This is a genomic window from Pseudomonas libanensis, from assembly GCF_001439685.1.
GTDB classification, from domain to species: Bacteria; Pseudomonadota; Gammaproteobacteria; order Pseudomonadales; family Pseudomonadaceae; genus Aquipseudomonas; species Aquipseudomonas libanensis.
The window spans coordinates 248,391-264,746 of record NZ_JYLH01000004.1; the positions used below are offsets into that span (position 1 = coordinate 248,391).

Annotated in this window: 13 protein-coding genes; 9 read left to right on the forward strand and 4 right to left on the reverse strand. The window is 61.3% G+C overall.

What is annotated here, in order from left to right:
- Nucleotides 1-252 precede the first annotated feature (252 nt).
- The 3 genes from phhA (at nucleotide 253) to TU73_RS08410 (ending at nucleotide 2,692) form a co-directional block, all read left to right on the forward strand.
- The gene (gene phhA / locus TU73_RS08400) at nucleotides 253-1,044 is read left to right on the forward strand and encodes a phenylalanine 4-monooxygenase (protein ID WP_043049667.1); all 792 of its coding nucleotides are present in this window, start codon (nucleotides 253-255) and stop codon (nucleotides 1,042-1,044) included.
- A gap of 98 nt (nucleotides 1,045-1,142) precedes the next feature.
- On the forward strand, nucleotides 1,143-1,499 hold the full coding sequence (locus TU73_RS08405; RefSeq protein WP_005790113.1) for a 4a-hydroxytetrahydrobiopterin dehydratase: 357 nt from the start codon (nucleotides 1,143-1,145) through the stop codon (nucleotides 1,497-1,499).
- The gene (locus TU73_RS08410) at nucleotides 1,499-2,692 is read left to right on the forward strand and encodes an amino acid aminotransferase (RefSeq protein WP_057011801.1); all 1,194 of its coding nucleotides are present in this window, start codon (nucleotides 1,499-1,501) and stop codon (nucleotides 2,690-2,692) included. The genes TU73_RS08405 and TU73_RS08410 overlap by 1 nt, the downstream gene beginning before the upstream one ends.
- A gap of 125 nt (nucleotides 2,693-2,817) precedes the next feature.
- Here the strand turns inward: TU73_RS08410 and TU73_RS08415 are convergent, their stop codons facing one another.
- Nucleotides 2,818-3,627: a UDP-2,3-diacylglucosamine diphosphatase gene (locus tag TU73_RS08415; protein ID WP_057011802.1), complete on the reverse strand. Its 810-nt coding sequence runs from the start codon at nucleotides 3,625-3,627 to the stop codon at nucleotides 2,818-2,820.
- A 136-nt stretch (nucleotides 3,628-3,763) separates the two neighbouring features.
- Between TU73_RS08415 and TU73_RS08420 the strand changes: the two genes are divergently transcribed.
- Nucleotides 3,764-4,513 carry an AraC family transcriptional regulator gene (locus tag TU73_RS08420; protein WP_057011803.1) on the forward strand — a complete coding sequence of 250 codons (750 nt, stop codon included), beginning with the start codon at nucleotides 3,764-3,766 and terminating at the stop codon, nucleotides 4,511-4,513.
- Between the two features lie 98 nt (nucleotides 4,514-4,611).
- On the forward strand, nucleotides 4,612-5,493 hold the full coding sequence (locus TU73_RS08425; protein WP_057011804.1) for a DMT family transporter: 882 nt from the start codon (nucleotides 4,612-4,614) through the stop codon (nucleotides 5,491-5,493).
- A 2-nt stretch (nucleotides 5,494-5,495) separates the two neighbouring features.
- On the opposite strand, the gene TU73_RS08430 is transcribed toward TU73_RS08425, so the two are convergent.
- Nucleotides 5,496-5,783, reverse strand: coding sequence for an Rdx family protein (locus TU73_RS08430; RefSeq protein WP_057011805.1), 288 nt, complete (start codon nucleotides 5,781-5,783; stop codon nucleotides 5,496-5,498).
- Between the two features lie 84 nt (nucleotides 5,784-5,867).
- Here TU73_RS08430 and TU73_RS08435 point away from each other — a divergent pair, with 84 nt between their 5' ends.
- On the forward strand, nucleotides 5,868-8,057 hold the full coding sequence (locus tag TU73_RS08435) for a patatin-like phospholipase family protein (RefSeq protein ID WP_057011806.1): 2,190 nt from the start codon (nucleotides 5,868-5,870) through the stop codon (nucleotides 8,055-8,057).
- Between the two features lie 717 nt (nucleotides 8,058-8,774).
- Here TU73_RS08435 and TU73_RS08440 read toward each other — a convergent pair.
- Both TU73_RS08440 and recQ read right to left on the reverse strand, forming a co-directional pair.
- Nucleotides 8,775-9,209 (reverse strand): MarR family transcriptional regulator, encoded by a 435-nt coding sequence (locus TU73_RS08440; RefSeq protein ID WP_046071769.1) that lies wholly within the window; start codon nucleotides 9,207-9,209, stop codon nucleotides 8,775-8,777.
- Nucleotides 9,210-9,330: 121 nt separating this feature from the next.
- Complete coding sequence (gene recQ, locus TU73_RS08445) at nucleotides 9,331-11,460, reverse strand: DNA helicase RecQ (protein ID WP_057011807.1); 2,130 nt, start codon at nucleotides 11,458-11,460, stop codon at nucleotides 9,331-9,333.
- Between the two features lie 275 nt (nucleotides 11,461-11,735).
- On the opposite strand from recQ, the gene TU73_RS08450 reads away from it, so the two are divergent.
- From TU73_RS08450 to TU73_RS08460, 3 genes are all read left to right on the forward strand, one after another.
- Nucleotides 11,736-12,323, forward strand: a complete 588-nt coding sequence (locus TU73_RS08450) for a UPF0149 family protein (protein ID WP_043049657.1) — start codon at nucleotides 11,736-11,738, stop codon at nucleotides 12,321-12,323.
- Between the two features lie 20 nt (nucleotides 12,324-12,343).
- Nucleotides 12,344-12,727 carry a YbaN family protein gene (locus TU73_RS08455; RefSeq protein ID WP_057011808.1) on the forward strand — a complete coding sequence of 128 codons (384 nt, stop codon included), beginning with the start codon at nucleotides 12,344-12,346 and terminating at the stop codon, nucleotides 12,725-12,727.
- 117 nt (nucleotides 12,728-12,844) lie between these two features.
- Entirely contained in the window at nucleotides 12,845-16,315 is a 3,471-nt protein-coding gene (locus tag TU73_RS08460; protein WP_057011809.1) for a hybrid sensor histidine kinase/response regulator, read from the forward strand.
- Nucleotides 16,316-16,356 lie beyond the last annotated feature (41 nt).

Genomic DNA, 16,356 nt, shown 5'->3' on the forward strand with positions numbered 1-16,356 from the left:
AGGCTCGAAAAGTAGGTAGGCGCCGCGTCTTTTTGTCGCCGGGCGCAGATAGTCGTCAAGATTATGTGACAGAGTGTAGGCGTTTCCCAGCCCATAGCGCGGATAAGCCATCCATCCGTAACGAATACTTTACGAAAAATGGTAATTATTCCTACATATCCAGCTGCATCGTAGATGGAATCCTGCGCCCGCCGGGTTATCAATAGTGCATCGCAGGACATAACAAGAACGAATGCCTAGCAGGAGAGCCGTATGAAGCAGACGCACTACGTGGCCCGCGAGCCCGATGCGCAAGGTTTTATCCACTACCCGCCGGAAGAACACGCGGTGTGGAATACCCTGATCACTCGTCAACTCAAAGTGATCGAGGGTCGTGCCTGCCAGGAATACCTGGACGGCATCGACAAGCTCGGCCTGCCCCTGGATCGCATCCCCCAGTTGGGCGAAATCAACAAGGTGCTGGCCGAAACCACTGGCTGGCAAGTCGCCCGCGTGCCGGCGCTGATTCCCTTCCAGACTTTTTTTGAATTGCTTGCCAGCAAGCAGTTTCCGGTGGCGACGTTTATTCGCACTCGTGAAGAACTGGACTACCTGCAAGAGCCGGATATTTTCCACGAGATCTTTGGCCACTGCCCTTTGCTGACCAACCCCTGGTTCGCCGAATTCACCCACACCTACGGCAAGCTCGGCCTGGCGGCCACCAAGGAGCAAAGGGTGTACCTGGCGCGCCTGTACTGGATGACCATCGAGTTCGGCCTGGTGGACACGCCCCAGGGCCGGCGTATCTACGGTGGCGGCATTCTGTCGTCGCCTAAAGAAAGTGTGTATTGCCTGTCGGACGAGCCCGAGCACCAAGCCTTCGACCCGCTGGAAGCGATGCGCACCCCCTATCGCATCGACATCCTGCAACCGCTGTACTTCGTATTGCCCGAACTCAAGCGCCTGTTCGACGTGGCGCAGGAAGACATCATGGGCATGGTCGAGCGCGGTATGGAGTTGGGCCTGCACGCCCCCAAGTTCCCACCCAAACCAAAAGCCGCGTGAACCTTACGTTTTCAGGCCAGGTGAGTCTGTTCCCTGGCCCCGCGTTGCTTTAGGGTAACGCCACTGACCTTCAAACATTCGAATTCAGGACACCTCCCATGACCACCTTGAACCAAGCCCACTGCGAAGCCTGCCGCGCCGATGCCCCGCAAGTCAGCGATGAAGAACTGCCGGTGCTGCTCAAGCAGATCCCCGACTGGAACATCGAAGTGCGCGACGGCGTCATGCAGTTGGAAAAGGTTTTCCTGTTCAAGAACTTCAAATTTGCCCTGGCCTTCACCAACGCCATGGGTGAAATCTCCGAGGCCGAAGGCCATCACCCTGGCCTGCTCACCGAATGGGGCAAAGTCACCGTGACCTGGTGGAGCCACTCCATCAAGGGCCTGCACCGCAACGATTTCATCATGGCCGCACGCACCGACGAAGTGGCCAAGACCGCCGAGGGCCGCAAATAATGCACTTCGACGCCATTGGCCGCGTGCCCGGCGACCCGATCCTCGGGCTGATGGACCTGTATGCCCAGGACGCCAACCCGGACAAATTCGACCTGGGCGTGGGCGTCTATAAGGACGACCAGGGCCTGACGCCGATTCCCCACTCGGTGAAGCTGGCGGAGCAGCGCCTGGTCGATACCCAGGTGACCAAGACCTACATCGGCGGCCATGGCGACGCCGCTTTCGGTACGCTGATCAGCGAACTGGTGCTCGGTGCCGATTCGGCCTTGCTTGGCGAGCGCCGTGCCGGCGCCACCCAAACCCCAGGCGGCACCGGTGCCCTGCGCTTGAGCGCCGATTTTATCGCCCTGAGCCTGCCTGGCCGTGGCGTGTGGCTGAGCAACCCGACCTGGCCGATCCACGAAACCATCTTCGCCAAGGCCGGCCTCAAGGTCAGTCATTACCCTTACGTGGGCAGTGACAACCGCCTGGATGTGGCGGCGATGCTGGCAACCCTGTCAACGGTGCCCGAAGGCGATGTGGTGCTGCTGCACGCCTGCTGCCACAACCCAACCGGCTTCGACCTGTCACAGGATGACTGGCGCCAGGTGTTGCAGATCGTGCGCGAACGCCAATTGCTGCCGCTGATCGACTTTGCCTACCAGGGCTTTGGCGATGGCCTGGAGCAGGACGCCTGGGCAGTGCGGTTGTTTGCAGCCGAGCTGCCGGAAGTGCTGGTCACCAGTTCCTGCTCGAAGAATTTTGGCTTGTATCGCGATCGTGTGGGCGCGTTGATCGTATGTGCAGCGGATGCGCAAAAGCTCATCGATGTGCGCAGCCAACTGGCAAATATCGCCCGCAACCTGTGGTCGACACCGCCGGATCACGGCGCTGCCGTGGTGGCGACCATCCTCGGTGATACCGAGCTGAAAAAACTCTGGAGCGAGGAAGTCGAGGCCATGCGTTCGCGGATCGCGCACTTGCGTTCCGGGTTGGTGGAAGCCTTGGCGCCCCATGGCTTGGCCGAGAAGTTTGCCCATATCGGCGCACAGCGTGGGATGTTTTCCTATACCGGTTTGAGTGCCGATCAGGTCAAGCAACTGCGCGAGAAGCACAGCGTGTATATGGTCAGTTCAGGCCGGGCCAACGTGGCCGGAGTGGACGCGACACGTTTGACACTGCTGGCCCAAGCCATCGCCGACGTCTCCAACTGAAGATACCGGGATTTTAAATGTGGGAGGGGGCTTGCCCCCGATAGCAGTGGATCAGCCAGTACATACTCAGCTGACACACCGCGATCGGGGGCAAGCCCCCTCCCACATTTGGATTGAGTCGACCTCTAGCCTACAACCATTTCGGCTTTCAACTGCGCCTCCCTGGCCTGGGCATCCGCCAACCGATACAACTCGATATGCCCGTCCCAGTGCTCGATCAACGCCGTGCATGACTCCACCCAATCTCCGCAATTAAGGTAATCCACCTCCCCCACCTTGCGAATCTCGGCGTGGTGGATATGCCCGCACACCACGCCATGCAGCTCGCGCTTGGTCACTTCGTGGGCAATCGCTTCTTCGAAATCGCTGATAAAACTCACCGCCGTCTTGACCTTGTGCTTCAGGTACGCCGACAGCGACCAGTAGCCGTAGCCATAGCGCGCACGCCAATGATTGAGCCAGCGGTTGAGGGTGAGGGTGAATTCGTAGGCCGAGTCACCGAGGAACGCCAGCCAACGGTGATAGCGGGTGATCACATCGAACTGGTCGCCGTGGATCACCAACAGGTGCCGACCATCGGCGGTCACATGCACCGCCTCGTCCACCAGTTGGATATTGCCGAGGATCAGCTTGGAGTAGCGCCTTAAAAACTCATCATGGTTGCCGGTGACGTAGATCACCTCGGTGCCGCGCTTGGCCATGGTCAGCAGGCGGCGGATCACGTTGGTGTGGGTCTGGGGCCAATACATGCCGCCGCGCATTTTCCAACCGTCGATAATGTCGCCCACCAGGTAGACCTTGTCGGCGTGGTAGCCCTTGAGAAACTGTGACAGGTGTTCGGCCTGGCAATCCCGGGTGCCCAGATGCACGTCGGAAATCCACAGGGTTCGCACCCGTTGCTTGCGACTGGGCTTGGTGAACTCGGCATGGGTCATGGGCATCCCTCGACGCTGTTTTCGCGAGCTTGCGCCTTGGCGATTAATAGCCCATGACAGCTACGCGTCAGTCTGATGACACCGCTCATGCCCGCAAAGCGTTGTAGACTGGCGCCTTGCCGCCCTGGAGACCGCGATGAGCCCGAGCCTCACGCTACGCCATTACCTCGAAGCGCCCATCGCCCACAGCCATGATCATGCGCAGTTGGTGTTCGGGCTGTCCGGGCACCTGGACCTGGAAGTCGATGGCCGTGGCAGCCAGGTACGCGAAAGCAGTGTGATGGTGCTGCCCTTCTCCACCCACCACGCCTGTGGCAGCCGCGACGGCAGCCGCTGCCTGGTGCTGGATGTGCCAAACGAGCATTGGGTGGTGCAATCCTTGGGTGAGCATGCCGATGCCAGTCGTCGCTTGCTGGGGCAACCGTCGCGACTGAAGCTGGATCCCAGGCAAAGCCAACTGGTGCAGTGGTTGGCGCACAGTCCGGTGCACGACCCGCTGATCGTTCAGCAAGGCGCGGTACTGTTACTGGCCAGCTTCAATCATCCCCAGGCCCAACCGCTGCCAGGTCGGCGCCTGCCTTATGCGGCGTTCAATGCCCATATCCAGCGCCACGCTGCGCACCCGTTGCAGGTGGCTGACCTTGCGCGTATCGCCGGGCTTTGCGTGGCGCGCCTGCATGCACGCTTCATGGCCGAATGCGGGCAGACGCCGATGGATTATCTTCGCAGTCGGCGCCTGCACATGGCGCTGGAACTTTTGCGCGGCACACCGTTGGCCATCGGTGAGATTGCCGAGCGCGTTGGCTATGCCTCGCAAAGCGCATTCAGTGCAGCCATGCTTCGCGAGTTTGGCGCCTCCCCTAGCGCCCTGCGCCGGGGCGACTGACAAGAGTCCCACGCTAAAAAACGCGAGGCCGGCGACAGACGCCCGCGAACCAACCCTCTAGACTGCGAGGCTGTTACCTCGTTGGTTCAAGGATTGCAATGACTCCTCGCTCAGCCCTTGGCGCCCTGCATATCGGCGCACTGATGTTTGGCCTCACTGGCGTATTCGGCAAGCTGGCAGCGGCGTCCCCTGCCATCATCGTATTTGGGCGTGCCGCGTTTGCCGTGCTTGCCCTGGCGGTGTTTGCCCGCTTTGCCAGCAACGCGCCCTGGAAGAAACTGGAGATACGCGACTGGCGCCGCCTGCTGGTCAGCGGTGTGTTGCTGGCCGCCCATTGGGTGACGTTCTTTATTGCCGTCAAAGTCGCAGGTGTGGCCGTGGCCACCTTGGGGTTCACGGCCTTCCCGGCTTTTACCGTGATCCTTGAAGGGTTGATCTTCCGCGAGCGCATTCGCGCCAATGAAGTGCTGCTGGTGGCCCTGGTCAGCGTTGGCCTGGTGCTGGTCACCCCGGATTTCAACCTTGCCAGCGAGGCCACGGGCGGGTTGCTGTGGGGGATCGCCTCGGGGTTGTTGTTTTCCTTGTTGTCGTTGAACAATCGCGCCAGTTCCGGACGCATTCCTGCGGTACAGGCAGCGCTGTGCCAGAACGTGGTGGTCGCAGCCTGTCTGCTGCCGGTGGCCGCCCCGGGGCTGGCGGAGGTGCGCGCCCTTGACTGGCTGTGGATCGGGCTGCTGGGCGTGTTTTGTACCGGCCTTGCCCATAGCCTGTTTGTCGCCAGCCTCGCCGTGATCAAGGCGCGCACCGCCTCGGTAGTGTTTGCCATGGAGCCGGTCTACGGCATCACGGTGGCCTGGCTGCTGTTCGCCGAAACGCCGACCTTGCGCATGCTGTTGGGCGGCGCCTTGATCATCGTCGCCATCGTGCTTTCCGGCCTGATGGGCAGCGCCAGTCAGGCCAAACAGCCGGCGGCTGTCTGACGTCACACAGTACGGTCGTTATGCCCGAGGTCGCGCTGCGGGTCGATCTGGTCGCGCACCCGCTGTTTAAGCACCTTGGCTTCGGGGAAGCCGCCGTCGGCCTTGCGTTCCCAAATCTGCACCCCATCACAGGTGATACGAAAGGCGCCGCCGGTGGCCGGTTCCAACGTCACGCGCCCCAGGTCATCGGCAAATGTACTGAGCAGCTCCTGGGCCAGCCAGGCAGCGCGCAGCAGCCACTGGCACTGGGTGCAATAAGTGATAACGATCTCGGGTTTGCTTGCAGACATAATTTAAGCGGCTCCTGACATGACGGGCCCGGCGTATCGGGTGGCTATAATAGCGGCCTTTATCGCCCAGTCTCGAGATTGATGATGCGCCGCCTGTTGTCCTGCCTGTTCCTGTGCCTTGTCCCCCTGCTTGCCGACGCCTTGGAAACACCACGCCCCAAAATCGGCCTGGTGCTGTCCGGCGGTGCCGCCCGCGGCCTGGCGCATATCGGCGTGCTCAAGGCACTTGAAGAACAGGGCATCCATATCGACGCGATTGCCGGCACCAGCATGGGCGCGGTGATTGGTGGGCTGTACGCGTCGGGCTACAAGATCGACGAGTTGGAAAAGCTGGCGCTGGGTATTGACTGGCAGCAGGCCCTGTCGGACGCCCCACCGCGTGAAGACGTGCCGTTTCGACGCAAACAGGATGACCGCGATTTCCTGGTCAAGCAGAAACTCAGTTTCCGCGACGACGGCAGCCTCGGCCTGCCGCTGGGCGTGATCCAGGGCCAGAACCTGGCACTGCTGCTGGAAAGCATGTTTGCCCATAGCAGCAACACCCGTAACTTCGACAAGCTGCCGATCCCGTTCCGCGCCGTGGCCACCGACATCACCACCGGCGAAAAAGTCGTGTTCAGCAAGGGCCACCTGCCCCAGGTGATACGCGCCAGCATGTCGATCCCTGCCGTGTTCGCCCCGGTGGAGCTCGACGGGCGCCTGCTGGTGGACGGCGGCATGACCGACAATATTCCGTTGGATGTGGCGCGGGAGATGGGCGTCGACATCGCCATCGTGGTCGATATCGGCACCCCGCTACGCTCGCGCAAGCAACTGGCGACCGTGGTGGACGTGCTCAACCAGTCCATCACCTTGATGACCCGGCGCAATTCCGAAGAACAACTCAAGGCCCTGAACCCCAAGGATGTGCTGATCCAGCCGCCTTTGGCCGCCTTTGGCGTGACGGATTTCGGCCGCGCCAAGGACATGATCGACGCCGGCTACCGCGCCACCCGCGCTCTTGATGCACGCCTGGCGCACCTGCGCCCCGCCGAGCCCATTGACCCTGAGCTGGTGGCTGCTCGCACGCCGGGCGAGCGCACCCCGGTGATCACCGCGATACAGGTGGAAAACGACTCCAAAGTCAGCGACGACGTCATCCGCTACTACATTCGCCAGGGGCTCGGCGAGCCACTGAACCTGGGCCGCCTGCAATCGGACATGGGCACCTTGTACGGCCTGGATTACTTCGAGCAGGTGCAATACCGCGTGGTGAAAAAAGGCCAGGACAATACCCTGGTGATCAGCGCGCGCGGCAAACGCAGCGGCACCGATTACCTGCGCCTGGGCTTGAACCTGTCGGATGACATGCGCGGCGACAGCGCCTTCAACCTCGGCGCCAGCTATCGCGTCAACGGTATCAACCGCCTCGGCGCCGAATGGCTGACGCGGGTGCAGATCGGTGATCGGCAAGAGCTGTACAGCGAGTTTTACCAGCCGATGGACACCGGCTCGCGTTACTTTGTCGCGCCGTATATCAGAGCCGAGGCGCAGAACGTAGAACTGGTCCTGGACAACGACCCCATTTCCGAATATCGCCTGGAACGCTACGGTTTCGGCTTGAACGTGGGCCGGCAGATCGGCAACAGCGGCGAGATCCGTTTCGGCGTTGGAGAAGCCTGGGGCAAGGCCGACGTGCGTATTGGTGACCGCGACCTGCCGAGCGTGAGCTTCAGCGAAGGCTTTTATGAACTTAAATATTCATTCGACTCCTTTGACAACGTGTACTTCCCCCATAGCGGCGAAGACATCGGCCTGGCCTATCGTGAGTTCGAACCGGGGCTGGGCTCGGACCAGCGCTACCGCCAATGGGAGTTCAAGCTGGACAAGGCCATGAGCCACGGCCCGGACACGTTGATACTGGGCGGTCGTTACGGGCGCACCCTGGATGATTCGGATGTGGTGATTTCCAGCTTCCAGCTGGGTGGAGCGCGGCAATTGTCGGGCTTTCGCCAGGATGCGATCTCGGGGCAGAACGTCAGCCTGATGCGCGCGGTGTACTTCCGCAGGCTCACCCCGCGCTCGTACCTGCCGCTGGACTTCCCGTTGTACCTGGGCGCCTCACTGGAACGGGGCCGGGCGTGGAACAACGACAATGAGTTCGACAGCGGCTATATCAACGCTGCGAGTATCTTCCTCGGGTTTGATACGCCGTTGGGGCCGCTGAATTTCAGCTATGGGTTCAATGATGATAATCAGAAGGCGGTGTACTTGAACCTGGGCCAGACGTTCTAAGAAGCCGAACACTAAACCCAATGTGGGAGCTGGCTTACCTGCGATAGCCATAGGTATCTACACAACTCTGTAGCGCTCAACGGTAACCACGATGCGAAGCGAGCCGCTCTTGATCTTGATCTGCTTTTGATCTTAGGCGCCCCGTTAAACCACGCTGGCCGGAATTCGACAGGGATTTGGGGGGTAAACCGGCAGGGATGCCGGTTTAGCCGCCCCGCGCCATGGATGGCGCGTGGCGGCGGCCCCCCAAATCCCTGTCGGATTACGGGCACACCGAGCCTAGGCGAGGTGCCGAGTGGTGGGGCAAGAGCCCTTTGGTTACTTTGGGGCTCTTTTCCAAAGTGACCCGCTGTCAGAGCGGAACCCTAAGTGGCCGTTACCGCAGGAATGGATATGTACCCGGCATAGCTGTGTCGCCTGTCAGGCCGCCTTCGCGAGCAAGCCCGCTCCCACAGTTTGATTGCGGGGTGTCAGGTAGATTGGCATCGGCTGGCAGGCCGTCATCGCAGGCAAGCCAGCTCCCACATTTGGATCGCGGTGCGTCAGCTAGATCAGCGTCGGCTGTCAGGCCGTCACGGGAGCGAGCTCCCTCGCCACAGATTTAGCCTCGTGCCGAAGTTGTGTAGATACCTATGCTGCGATAGCGGTGCGTCAGTCAGCTAATCCCTTGACTGAATGTCCGTCATCGCAGGCAAGCCAGCTTCCACATTATTTGGATCAGGACTTTTCCAGGTTCGCCAGAATGTGCTCATGCACCCGCATGCACACCCGCAGATCCTCTTCATTCACCCCTACGAACAACTCATGACGCAAGGCCGTGGCAATGGTCTCGATCTGGTCAATCAGCGGCTGGGCGGTATCACACAGCAGGATGCGTTTGGCGCGGCGGTCTTCCACCACGGCCTGGCGTTGCACCAGGCCCTGGCCTTCCAGGCTGTCGAGCAGACGCGCCAGGGTCGGCCCTTCCACGCCGACACTTTGTGCCAATTCACGCTGGGTAGGGGCTTGTGCAAAACGGGCCAAATGCAACAGCACCAGCCATCGCGCCTGGGACAAGCCCAGCCCCGCCAGGCGGCGGTCCAGCTCGGCGCGCCAACCTCGGGACATTTGCGCCAATTGCATGCCAAAACGGTGTTGATCGGTTAACGGCATAAAAAACTCATGTTTAAGACTGAAAATAAAGTATGGCTAATTATTAGTCAGCTAAGCATGAGCCATGTCAGTAGGCAAGGCCCCGTATGTACTGATTCGTTACATTGTCGTAATTGGCACACTAAATTTCGAATTCCGACTGCAAAGCAGCGCGTACGCAGTACAAAACGCCTTCAGGAACACGTTTGGTGAACAGCGGGGCGATCTCCGCGACAGGTGGCAATTCGCCTTCTCCATCGAGGAATGCATCCTGGATTTCGCCGAGCAAATCCTCAGGCAAATCAAGGGCCTGCTCCAACGACAGTTGCTGCTTGCCGATGGCTTCGGCGAGCAAGGTATACACATTTTTTTCCGAGCATTGCAACTGGCCGGCGATCTGGATCGGGGTCATGCCGGCGCGGGCCAGGCTGATCAGTTCGTGGCGAATATCGGCCACTTCCTTCGGTGCTTCGGCCTGGCCACCGAGCACTTCGAGGAAGGCTTGGCCGTAACGCTCCAGCTTGCGCGCACCCACACCGCTGACCCGGGCCATTTCGGCCATGGTGGTAGGTTGTTCGCGAAGCATCTCCAGCAAGGTGGAGTCGGGGAAGATAACGTAGGGCGGCACGCTGTGTTCCTGTGCCAGTTTGCGCCGCAAGGTGCGCAGGGCTTCCCACTGTTCGCGCTCCTCGCCCCGTACAAGCTGGCTGGCCTGGCTGGTGCTGCTGCTCTTGGCGGTGGTCTGGGGCTTGAGGTCACGACGCAGCTCCAGGCTCACTTCCCCCTTGAGCAACGGCCGGCAACTGTCATTCAGCCGCAGCCCGCCGTAGCCCTCGATGTCGATGTCGACCAGGCCACGGGCAACCATCTGCCGGAACAGCGAGCGCCACTCGCCTTCGGCACGGGCCTTGCCAACGCCGTAGACCGAGAGTTTCTCGTGGCCGAAGCTGCGGATTTTTTCGTTGTCCTTGCCCAGCAAGACATCCACCAGGTGTCCCACGCCATAGCGCTGGCCGGTGCGGTAGATCGTCGACAATGCCTGGCGCGCCGGCTCGGTGGCGTCCCAGGTCTGCACACCGTCGATGCAGTTATCGCAGTGGCCGCAGGGCTGCGGCATGTCTTCGTCGAAATAGGCCAGCAGCGTCTGGCGCCGACAGCGGGTCTCTTCACACAACGACAGCATGGCATCGAGCTTGTGCTGCTCCAGGCGCTTATGGCGTTCGTCGCCTTCGGAGTTCTGCAGCATCTGCTTGAGCATCACCACGTCTTGCAGGCCGTACACCATCCAGGCATCTGCCGGCAGGCCATCACGGCCGGCGCGCCCGGTTTCCTGGTAATAGGCCTCAAGGGACTTGGGCAGGTCCATGTGCGCGACGAAGCGCACGTTGGATTTGTCGATACCCATGCCGAAGGCGATGGTTGCCACCATGATCAGACCCTCCTCGTTGAGGAAGCGCTTCTGGTGATAGGCACGCAGATCGTTCGGCAGGCCGGCGTGGTAAGGCAACGCCGGATAGCCCTGTTCGCAAAGGAACGCGGCGACTTCGTCGACCTTCTTGCGCGACAGGCAATAGACAATGCCCGCATCGCTGCGCCGCTCGGACAGGAATGCCAGCAACTGTTTACGCGGCTGCTCCTTGGGCACGATGCGGTAGAAAATATTTGGCCGGTCAAAGCTCGACAGGAAACGCTCGGCGTTCTGCAAATGCAGGCGCTCGACGATCTCTTCGCGGGTACGTTTGTCGGCGGTGGCGGTCAGGGCGATGCGCGGCACGTCGGGGAACAGTTCCGCCAGTTGGCCAAGCTGCAGGTATTCGCGGCGGAAATCGTGCCCCCATTGCGATACACAGTGGGCTTCGTCGATGGCGAACAGGGCAATGTCCAGGCCCTGCAGGAAGGACAGCATGCGCGGCTGCACCAGGCGCTCGGGTGCCAGGTACAACATCTTCACCTCGCCACGCTTGATGCGGGCGGCCAGGTCGCGCTGCTGTTCGGCGCTGAGGGTGGAGTTCAACGACGCAGCGGCGACACCGAGCTCTTCAAGGGTGGCGACCTGATCGTCCATCAGCGCAATCAGCGGAGACACCACCACGGCCAGGCCATTGCGCAACAGTGCCGGCACCTGGAAGCACAAGGATTTGCCGCCACCGGTAGGCATCAGCACCAGGGCATCGCCGCCATTGGCCACGCGCTCAATGATCGCACCCTGGCGGCCACGAAAACTGTCGTAGCCGAAGATGTCCTTGAGGACGCGTTGAGCCTGCTCGAGCATGTAAAACTCCAAAATGGTGCCGAAATCCCTCTGTACAGGCTGGCCGAAAAAATGCGCTGCCACGGTAAATAATCCGTAAGCGAAGTTTTCCCGGATTGGCGCTGGGCCTGCAGGGGCATCACAAAACGCGGCAGTATACCCGAGCATCATCCGCCAAAGGGCGCGCCTGACGAATAGACGCCCACGCTAAAACCGGGCAAATGTGTGGTGCGGCTGGCCTGGGCGCTCAAGAAAGCCTAGAATTCAGCATCGTTTATTCCCAAGGTAGCCCTTCAATGTCCTTCGCTGAGCAACTAACCCGCCTGCAAGCCTTCCTCGACGCCGATGAGCTGCATGACGAGGCGCTGGACTACGTGGCCGCCCACGGCTACCTGACCGCCCTGTCGATCTCTTCTGACGTCGTGCCGGACCGTGAGTGGATCGACGCCTTGTTCGCCGAAGAGCCTCACTACGCCGACGCCGCCCAGCGCGAAGAAATCGAAGCCACCCTGCTGGCCCTCAAGGCCCACATCGGCCGCCAGTTGGCCTCCGATGAGGAATTCGAGCTGCCATGCGACCTGGACCTGGGCGAAGAGCCGGACGACTCCGACCTGCGCGGCTGGTGCATCGGTTTCATGGAAGGCGTGTTCCTGCGCGAAGCCGCCTGGTTCGAAACCGCCGAGGAAGAAGTCAGCGAAATGCTGCTGCCGATCATGGTCGGTTCCGGCCTGTTCGACGACCAGCCGGAGTTCGCTGACATCGCCGCCGACGCCAACCTGATGGACGATATGATCGTACAGATCCCGGAAGCCCTCACCGCGCTGTACCTGCTGTGCAACGCGCCTGACGAAAAACCGGCGATCCTCAAGCCACGTCACCACTGAGTCGCTTGCCCGTGGCACCCATGGGCAACCGCTCGCTGCTCCTGCGCTATGCGCTGCTGGCCATTGGCTGGCTCAGCGTAGCGCTGGGAGTGATAGGCATTTTCCTACCGGTATTGCCGACCACGCCCTTCCTTCTGCTCGCCGCCGCCTGCTTTGCTCGAAGCTCCCCGCGTTTCTATCGCTGGCTGGTTGAGCACCCGCGCCTGGGCCCCTGGATCCGTGACTACCTGGACGGCAATGGCATCCCGCTCAAAGGCAAGGCCTACGCCATCGGCTTGATGTGGTTGAGCATCGCGATCTCCTGCTATCTGGTACCCCTGCCCTGGGCACGCGGCTTCATGCTGACCAGTGCGGTACTGGTGACGATCTACATCCTGCGCCAGAAAACCCTGCCACCGCGCTGACGCACCTGCGACATTAGATCCCACACGACCTTGGTCGACACTGACTAACCCCAGGCATCATGCGAGACTGTCCAACCGGGCCTGGAGTGCCTGGGTGTTCTTATGCTCGGAGTTACCATGACGCTGTCCAGCGGGCTGATTGCCGCCGTTGCCCTGGCCTATATGGCCATTATGTTTGCCATTGCCTTTTACGGTGACCGCCGCCATGCGCCGCTGCCACCGCGTGTGCGTGGGTGGGTCTACAGTTTGTCGCTGGCCGTGTACTGCACCAGCTGGACTTTCTTTGGCGCTGTAGGCCAGGCCGCCGAACAGTTGTGGGCATTTTTACCGATCTACCTGGGGCCAGTGCTATTGCTGGTGTTGGCACCTTGGGTGCTGCAGAAGATGATCCTGATCAGCAAGCAGGAAAACATCACGTCGATTGCCGACTTTATCGCCGCCCGCTACGGCAAATCCCAGTCCCTGGCGGTGGTGGTGGCGTTGATCTGCCTGGTCGGCGTGCTGCCCTATATCGCGTTGCAACTCAAAGGCATCGTACTGGGGGTAAACCTGTTGATCGGCGCCGGCCCCGACACCACCGGCACCCGGGCCCAGGACACGGCCTTGATCGTGTCCCTGGTGTTGGCGCTGTTTACCATCGTGTTTGGTACGCGCAACCTCGACGCCACCGAACACCATCGCGGCATGGTGCTGGCGATTGCGTTTGAGTCCCTGGTCAAGCTGTTTGCTTTTCTTGCCGTCGGTGCATTTGTCACCTACGGCTTGTACGACGGTTTCGGCGACCTGTTCAGCCAGGCAATGCTCGCGCCACGCCTGGAGGAATATTGGAAAGAGACCATCAATTGGCCCTCAATGGTGGTACAGACCGGCGTCGCCATGATGGCGATTATCTGCCTGCCACGGCAATTCCATGTGACCGTAGTTGAAAACATCGACCCCCAGGATCTGCGCCTGGCCAAATGGGTGTTTCCGGCCTACTTGATCCTGGCTGCACTGTTCGTGGTGCCCATCGCCCTCGGTGGCAAGTTGCTGCTGCCTGGCTCGGTGCTGCCAGACTCCTATGTGATCAGCCTGCCAATGGCCCAGGCCCATCCAGCGCTCGCTGTGCTGGCATTCATTGGCGGTGCATCGGCCGCCACCGGCATGGTGATCGTGGCCAGCATCGCCTTGTCGACGATGGTTTCCAACGACATGCTGCTGCCCTGGCTGTTACGGCGCTCCAGTGCCGAGCGGCCATTTGAAGTATTCCGCCACTGGATGCTCTCGGTACGCCGGGTGAGCATCGTGATCATCCTGCTGCTGGCGTATGTGAGCTACCGCCTGCTGGGATCTACCGCCAGCCTGGCTACCATCGGCCAGATCGCCTTTGCCGCCGTGACCCAACTGGCCCCGGCAATGCTCGGCGCACTCTACTGGAAGCAGGCCAACCGCCGGGGCGTCTTTGCCGGCTTGGCGGCGGGTACATTCCTGTGGTTCTACACCTTGGTCCTACCAGTTACCGCGAAAAGCCTGGGTTGGTCGCTCAGCCTTTTCCCAGGCCTGACCTGGATGCATTCCCACCCGTTCGGGCTGTCGGTGACGTCGTTGACCTTGGGCACCGTGTTTTCCCTGGCGGGTAACTTCACCTTGTTCGTGTGGGTGTCAATGCTGTCACGCACACGGGTGTCCGAACACTGGCAGGCCGGGCGTTTCATCGGCCAGGAAATCAGCCAGCGCGCCAATGCCCGGTCCATGTTGTCGGTGCAGATCAGCGACCTGCTCAGCCTGGCGGCACGCTTTGTCGGCGAAGAACGTGCCCAGCAGAGCTTTATCCGCTTCGCCTACCGCCAGGGCAAAGGCTTCAACCCCAACCAGAATGCCGACAACGATTGGATCGCCCATACCGAACGCTTGCTGGCGGGCGTACTGGGTGCCTCTTCGACGCGAGCCGTGGTGAAAGCGGCGATTGAAGGGCGGGAAATGCAGCTGGAGGATGTCGTACGGATCGCCGACGAGGCCTCCGAGGTACTGCAGTTCAACCGTGCCCTGCTGCAAGGCGCCATCGAGAACATTACCCAGGGCATCAGCGTGGTGGACCAGTCCCTCAAACTGGTGGCTTGGAACCGGCGCTACCTGGAGCTGTTCAACTACCCGGACGGTCTGATCAGCGTCGGCCGGCCGATTGCCGACATCATTCGCTACAACGCCGAGCGCGGCTTGTGCGGGCCTGGCGAGGCAGAGGTGCACGTGGCGCGCCGCCTGCATTGGATGCGCCAGGGCCGTGCGCATACCTCCGAGCGCCTGTTTCCCAATGGTCGGGTGATCGAACTGATCGGCAACCCGATGCCCGGCGGCGGCTTTGTCATGAGTTTCACCGACATCACCGCGTTCCGCGAAGCCGAACAAGCGCTGACCGAGGCCAACGAGGGGCTGGAGCAGCGGGTCACCGAACGCACCCATGAACTGTCGCAGCTCAATGTGGCCCTCACCGACGCCAAGGGCGTGGCCGAGTCCGCCAGTCAATCGAAGACGCGATTCCTGGCGGCGGTGAGCCACGATCTGATGCAACCGCTGAACGCCGCACGGCTGTTCTCCGCCGCCCTCTCCCATCAGCACGACGGCCTGTCCAGCGAGGCACGGCAGTTGGTGCAGCACCTGGACAGCTCGTTGCGTTCGGCCGAAGACCTGATCAGCGACCTGTTGGATATCTCCCGCCTGGAAAACGGCAAGATCAATCCACAACGCCAGCCCTTTGTACTCAATGAGCTGTTCGACACCCTGGGCGCTGAGTTCAAGGCGCTGGCCCATGAGCAAGGCTTGCGATTCCGTTGGCGCGGCAGCCGCTTGCGGGTGGACAGCGACATCAAGTTGCTACGGCGGATCCTGCAGAACTTTCTGACCAATGCCTTCCGTTATGCCGACGGCCCAGTGCTGCTTGGCGTACGTCGACGCCAGGGCGAACTGTGCCTGGAGGTCTGGGATCGCGGCCCTGGCATTCCGCTGGATAAACAGAAGGTGATTTTCGAAGAGTTCAAGCGCCTGGACAGCCACCAGACCCGGGCTGAAAAGGGTCTGGGCCTGGGCCTGGCGATTGCCGACGGCTTGTGCCGCGTGCTGGGCCATCAATTGAGCGTGCGCTCCTGGCCGGGCAAGGGCAGCGTCTTCAGCGTGTGCGTGCCGCTGGCGCGCAACCAGGCCAGCCCGCAACCCAAGGCGCCGACGGAAAACGGCCTGCCCTTGAGCGGGGCCCGGGTGCTGTGTGTGGATAACGAGGAGAGCATCCTGATTGGCATGCGCAGCCTGCTCACACGCTGGGGGTGCGAAGTCTGGACCGCTGCCAATCAGGCCCAATGTGCGGCACTGCTGGCCGACGGCATGCGCCCGCAACTGGCACTGGTGGATTACCACCTGGACCACGGCGAAACCGGCACCGAGCTGATGGGCTGGCTACGGGCGCAACTGGCTGAGCCGATTCCCGGCGTGGTGATCAGCGCCGACGGGCGCCCGGAGATGGTCGCCGAGGTGCATGGCGCGGGGTTGGATTACCTGGCAAAGCCCGTGAAGCCGGCGGCGTTGCGGGCACTGTTGAGCAGGCACCTGCCCCTGTAAAAGGGTCGTACTCGGTCAAAATGTGGGAGGGGGCTTACTCC

Excerpts from the sequence above, each read along its gene's own strand:
- phhA (WP_043049667.1), top strand. The coding sequence starts at position 253 with ATGAAGCAGACGCACTACGTGGCCCGCGAGCCCGATGCGCAAGGTTTT.
- TU73_RS08405 (WP_005790113.1), top strand. The coding sequence starts at position 1,143 with ATGACCACCTTGAACCAAGCCCACTGCGAAGCCTGCCGCGCCGATGCC.
- TU73_RS08410 (WP_057011801.1), top strand. The coding sequence starts at position 1,499 with ATGCACTTCGACGCCATTGGCCGCGTGCCCGGCGACCCGATCCTCGGG.
- TU73_RS08415 (WP_057011802.1), bottom strand. The coding sequence starts at position 3,627 with ATGACCCATGCCGAGTTCACCAAGCCCAGTCGCAAGCAACGGGTGCGA.
- TU73_RS08420 (WP_057011803.1), top strand. The coding sequence starts at position 3,764 with ATGAGCCCGAGCCTCACGCTACGCCATTACCTCGAAGCGCCCATCGCC.
- TU73_RS08425 (WP_057011804.1), top strand. The coding sequence starts at position 4,612 with ATGACTCCTCGCTCAGCCCTTGGCGCCCTGCATATCGGCGCACTGATG.
- TU73_RS08430 (WP_057011805.1), bottom strand. The coding sequence starts at position 5,783 with ATGTCTGCAAGCAAACCCGAGATCGTTATCACTTATTGCACCCAGTGC.
- TU73_RS08435 (WP_057011806.1), top strand. The coding sequence starts at position 5,868 with ATGCGCCGCCTGTTGTCCTGCCTGTTCCTGTGCCTTGTCCCCCTGCTT.
- TU73_RS08440 (WP_046071769.1), bottom strand. The coding sequence starts at position 9,209 with ATGCCGTTAACCGATCAACACCGTTTTGGCATGCAATTGGCGCAAATG.
- recQ (WP_057011807.1), bottom strand. The coding sequence starts at position 11,460 with ATGCTCGAGCAGGCTCAACGCGTCCTCAAGGACATCTTCGGCTACGAC.
- TU73_RS08450 (WP_043049657.1), top strand. The coding sequence starts at position 11,736 with ATGTCCTTCGCTGAGCAACTAACCCGCCTGCAAGCCTTCCTCGACGCC.
- TU73_RS08455 (WP_057011808.1), top strand. The coding sequence starts at position 12,344 with ATGGGCAACCGCTCGCTGCTCCTGCGCTATGCGCTGCTGGCCATTGGC.
- TU73_RS08460 (WP_057011809.1), top strand. The coding sequence starts at position 12,845 with ATGACGCTGTCCAGCGGGCTGATTGCCGCCGTTGCCCTGGCCTATATG.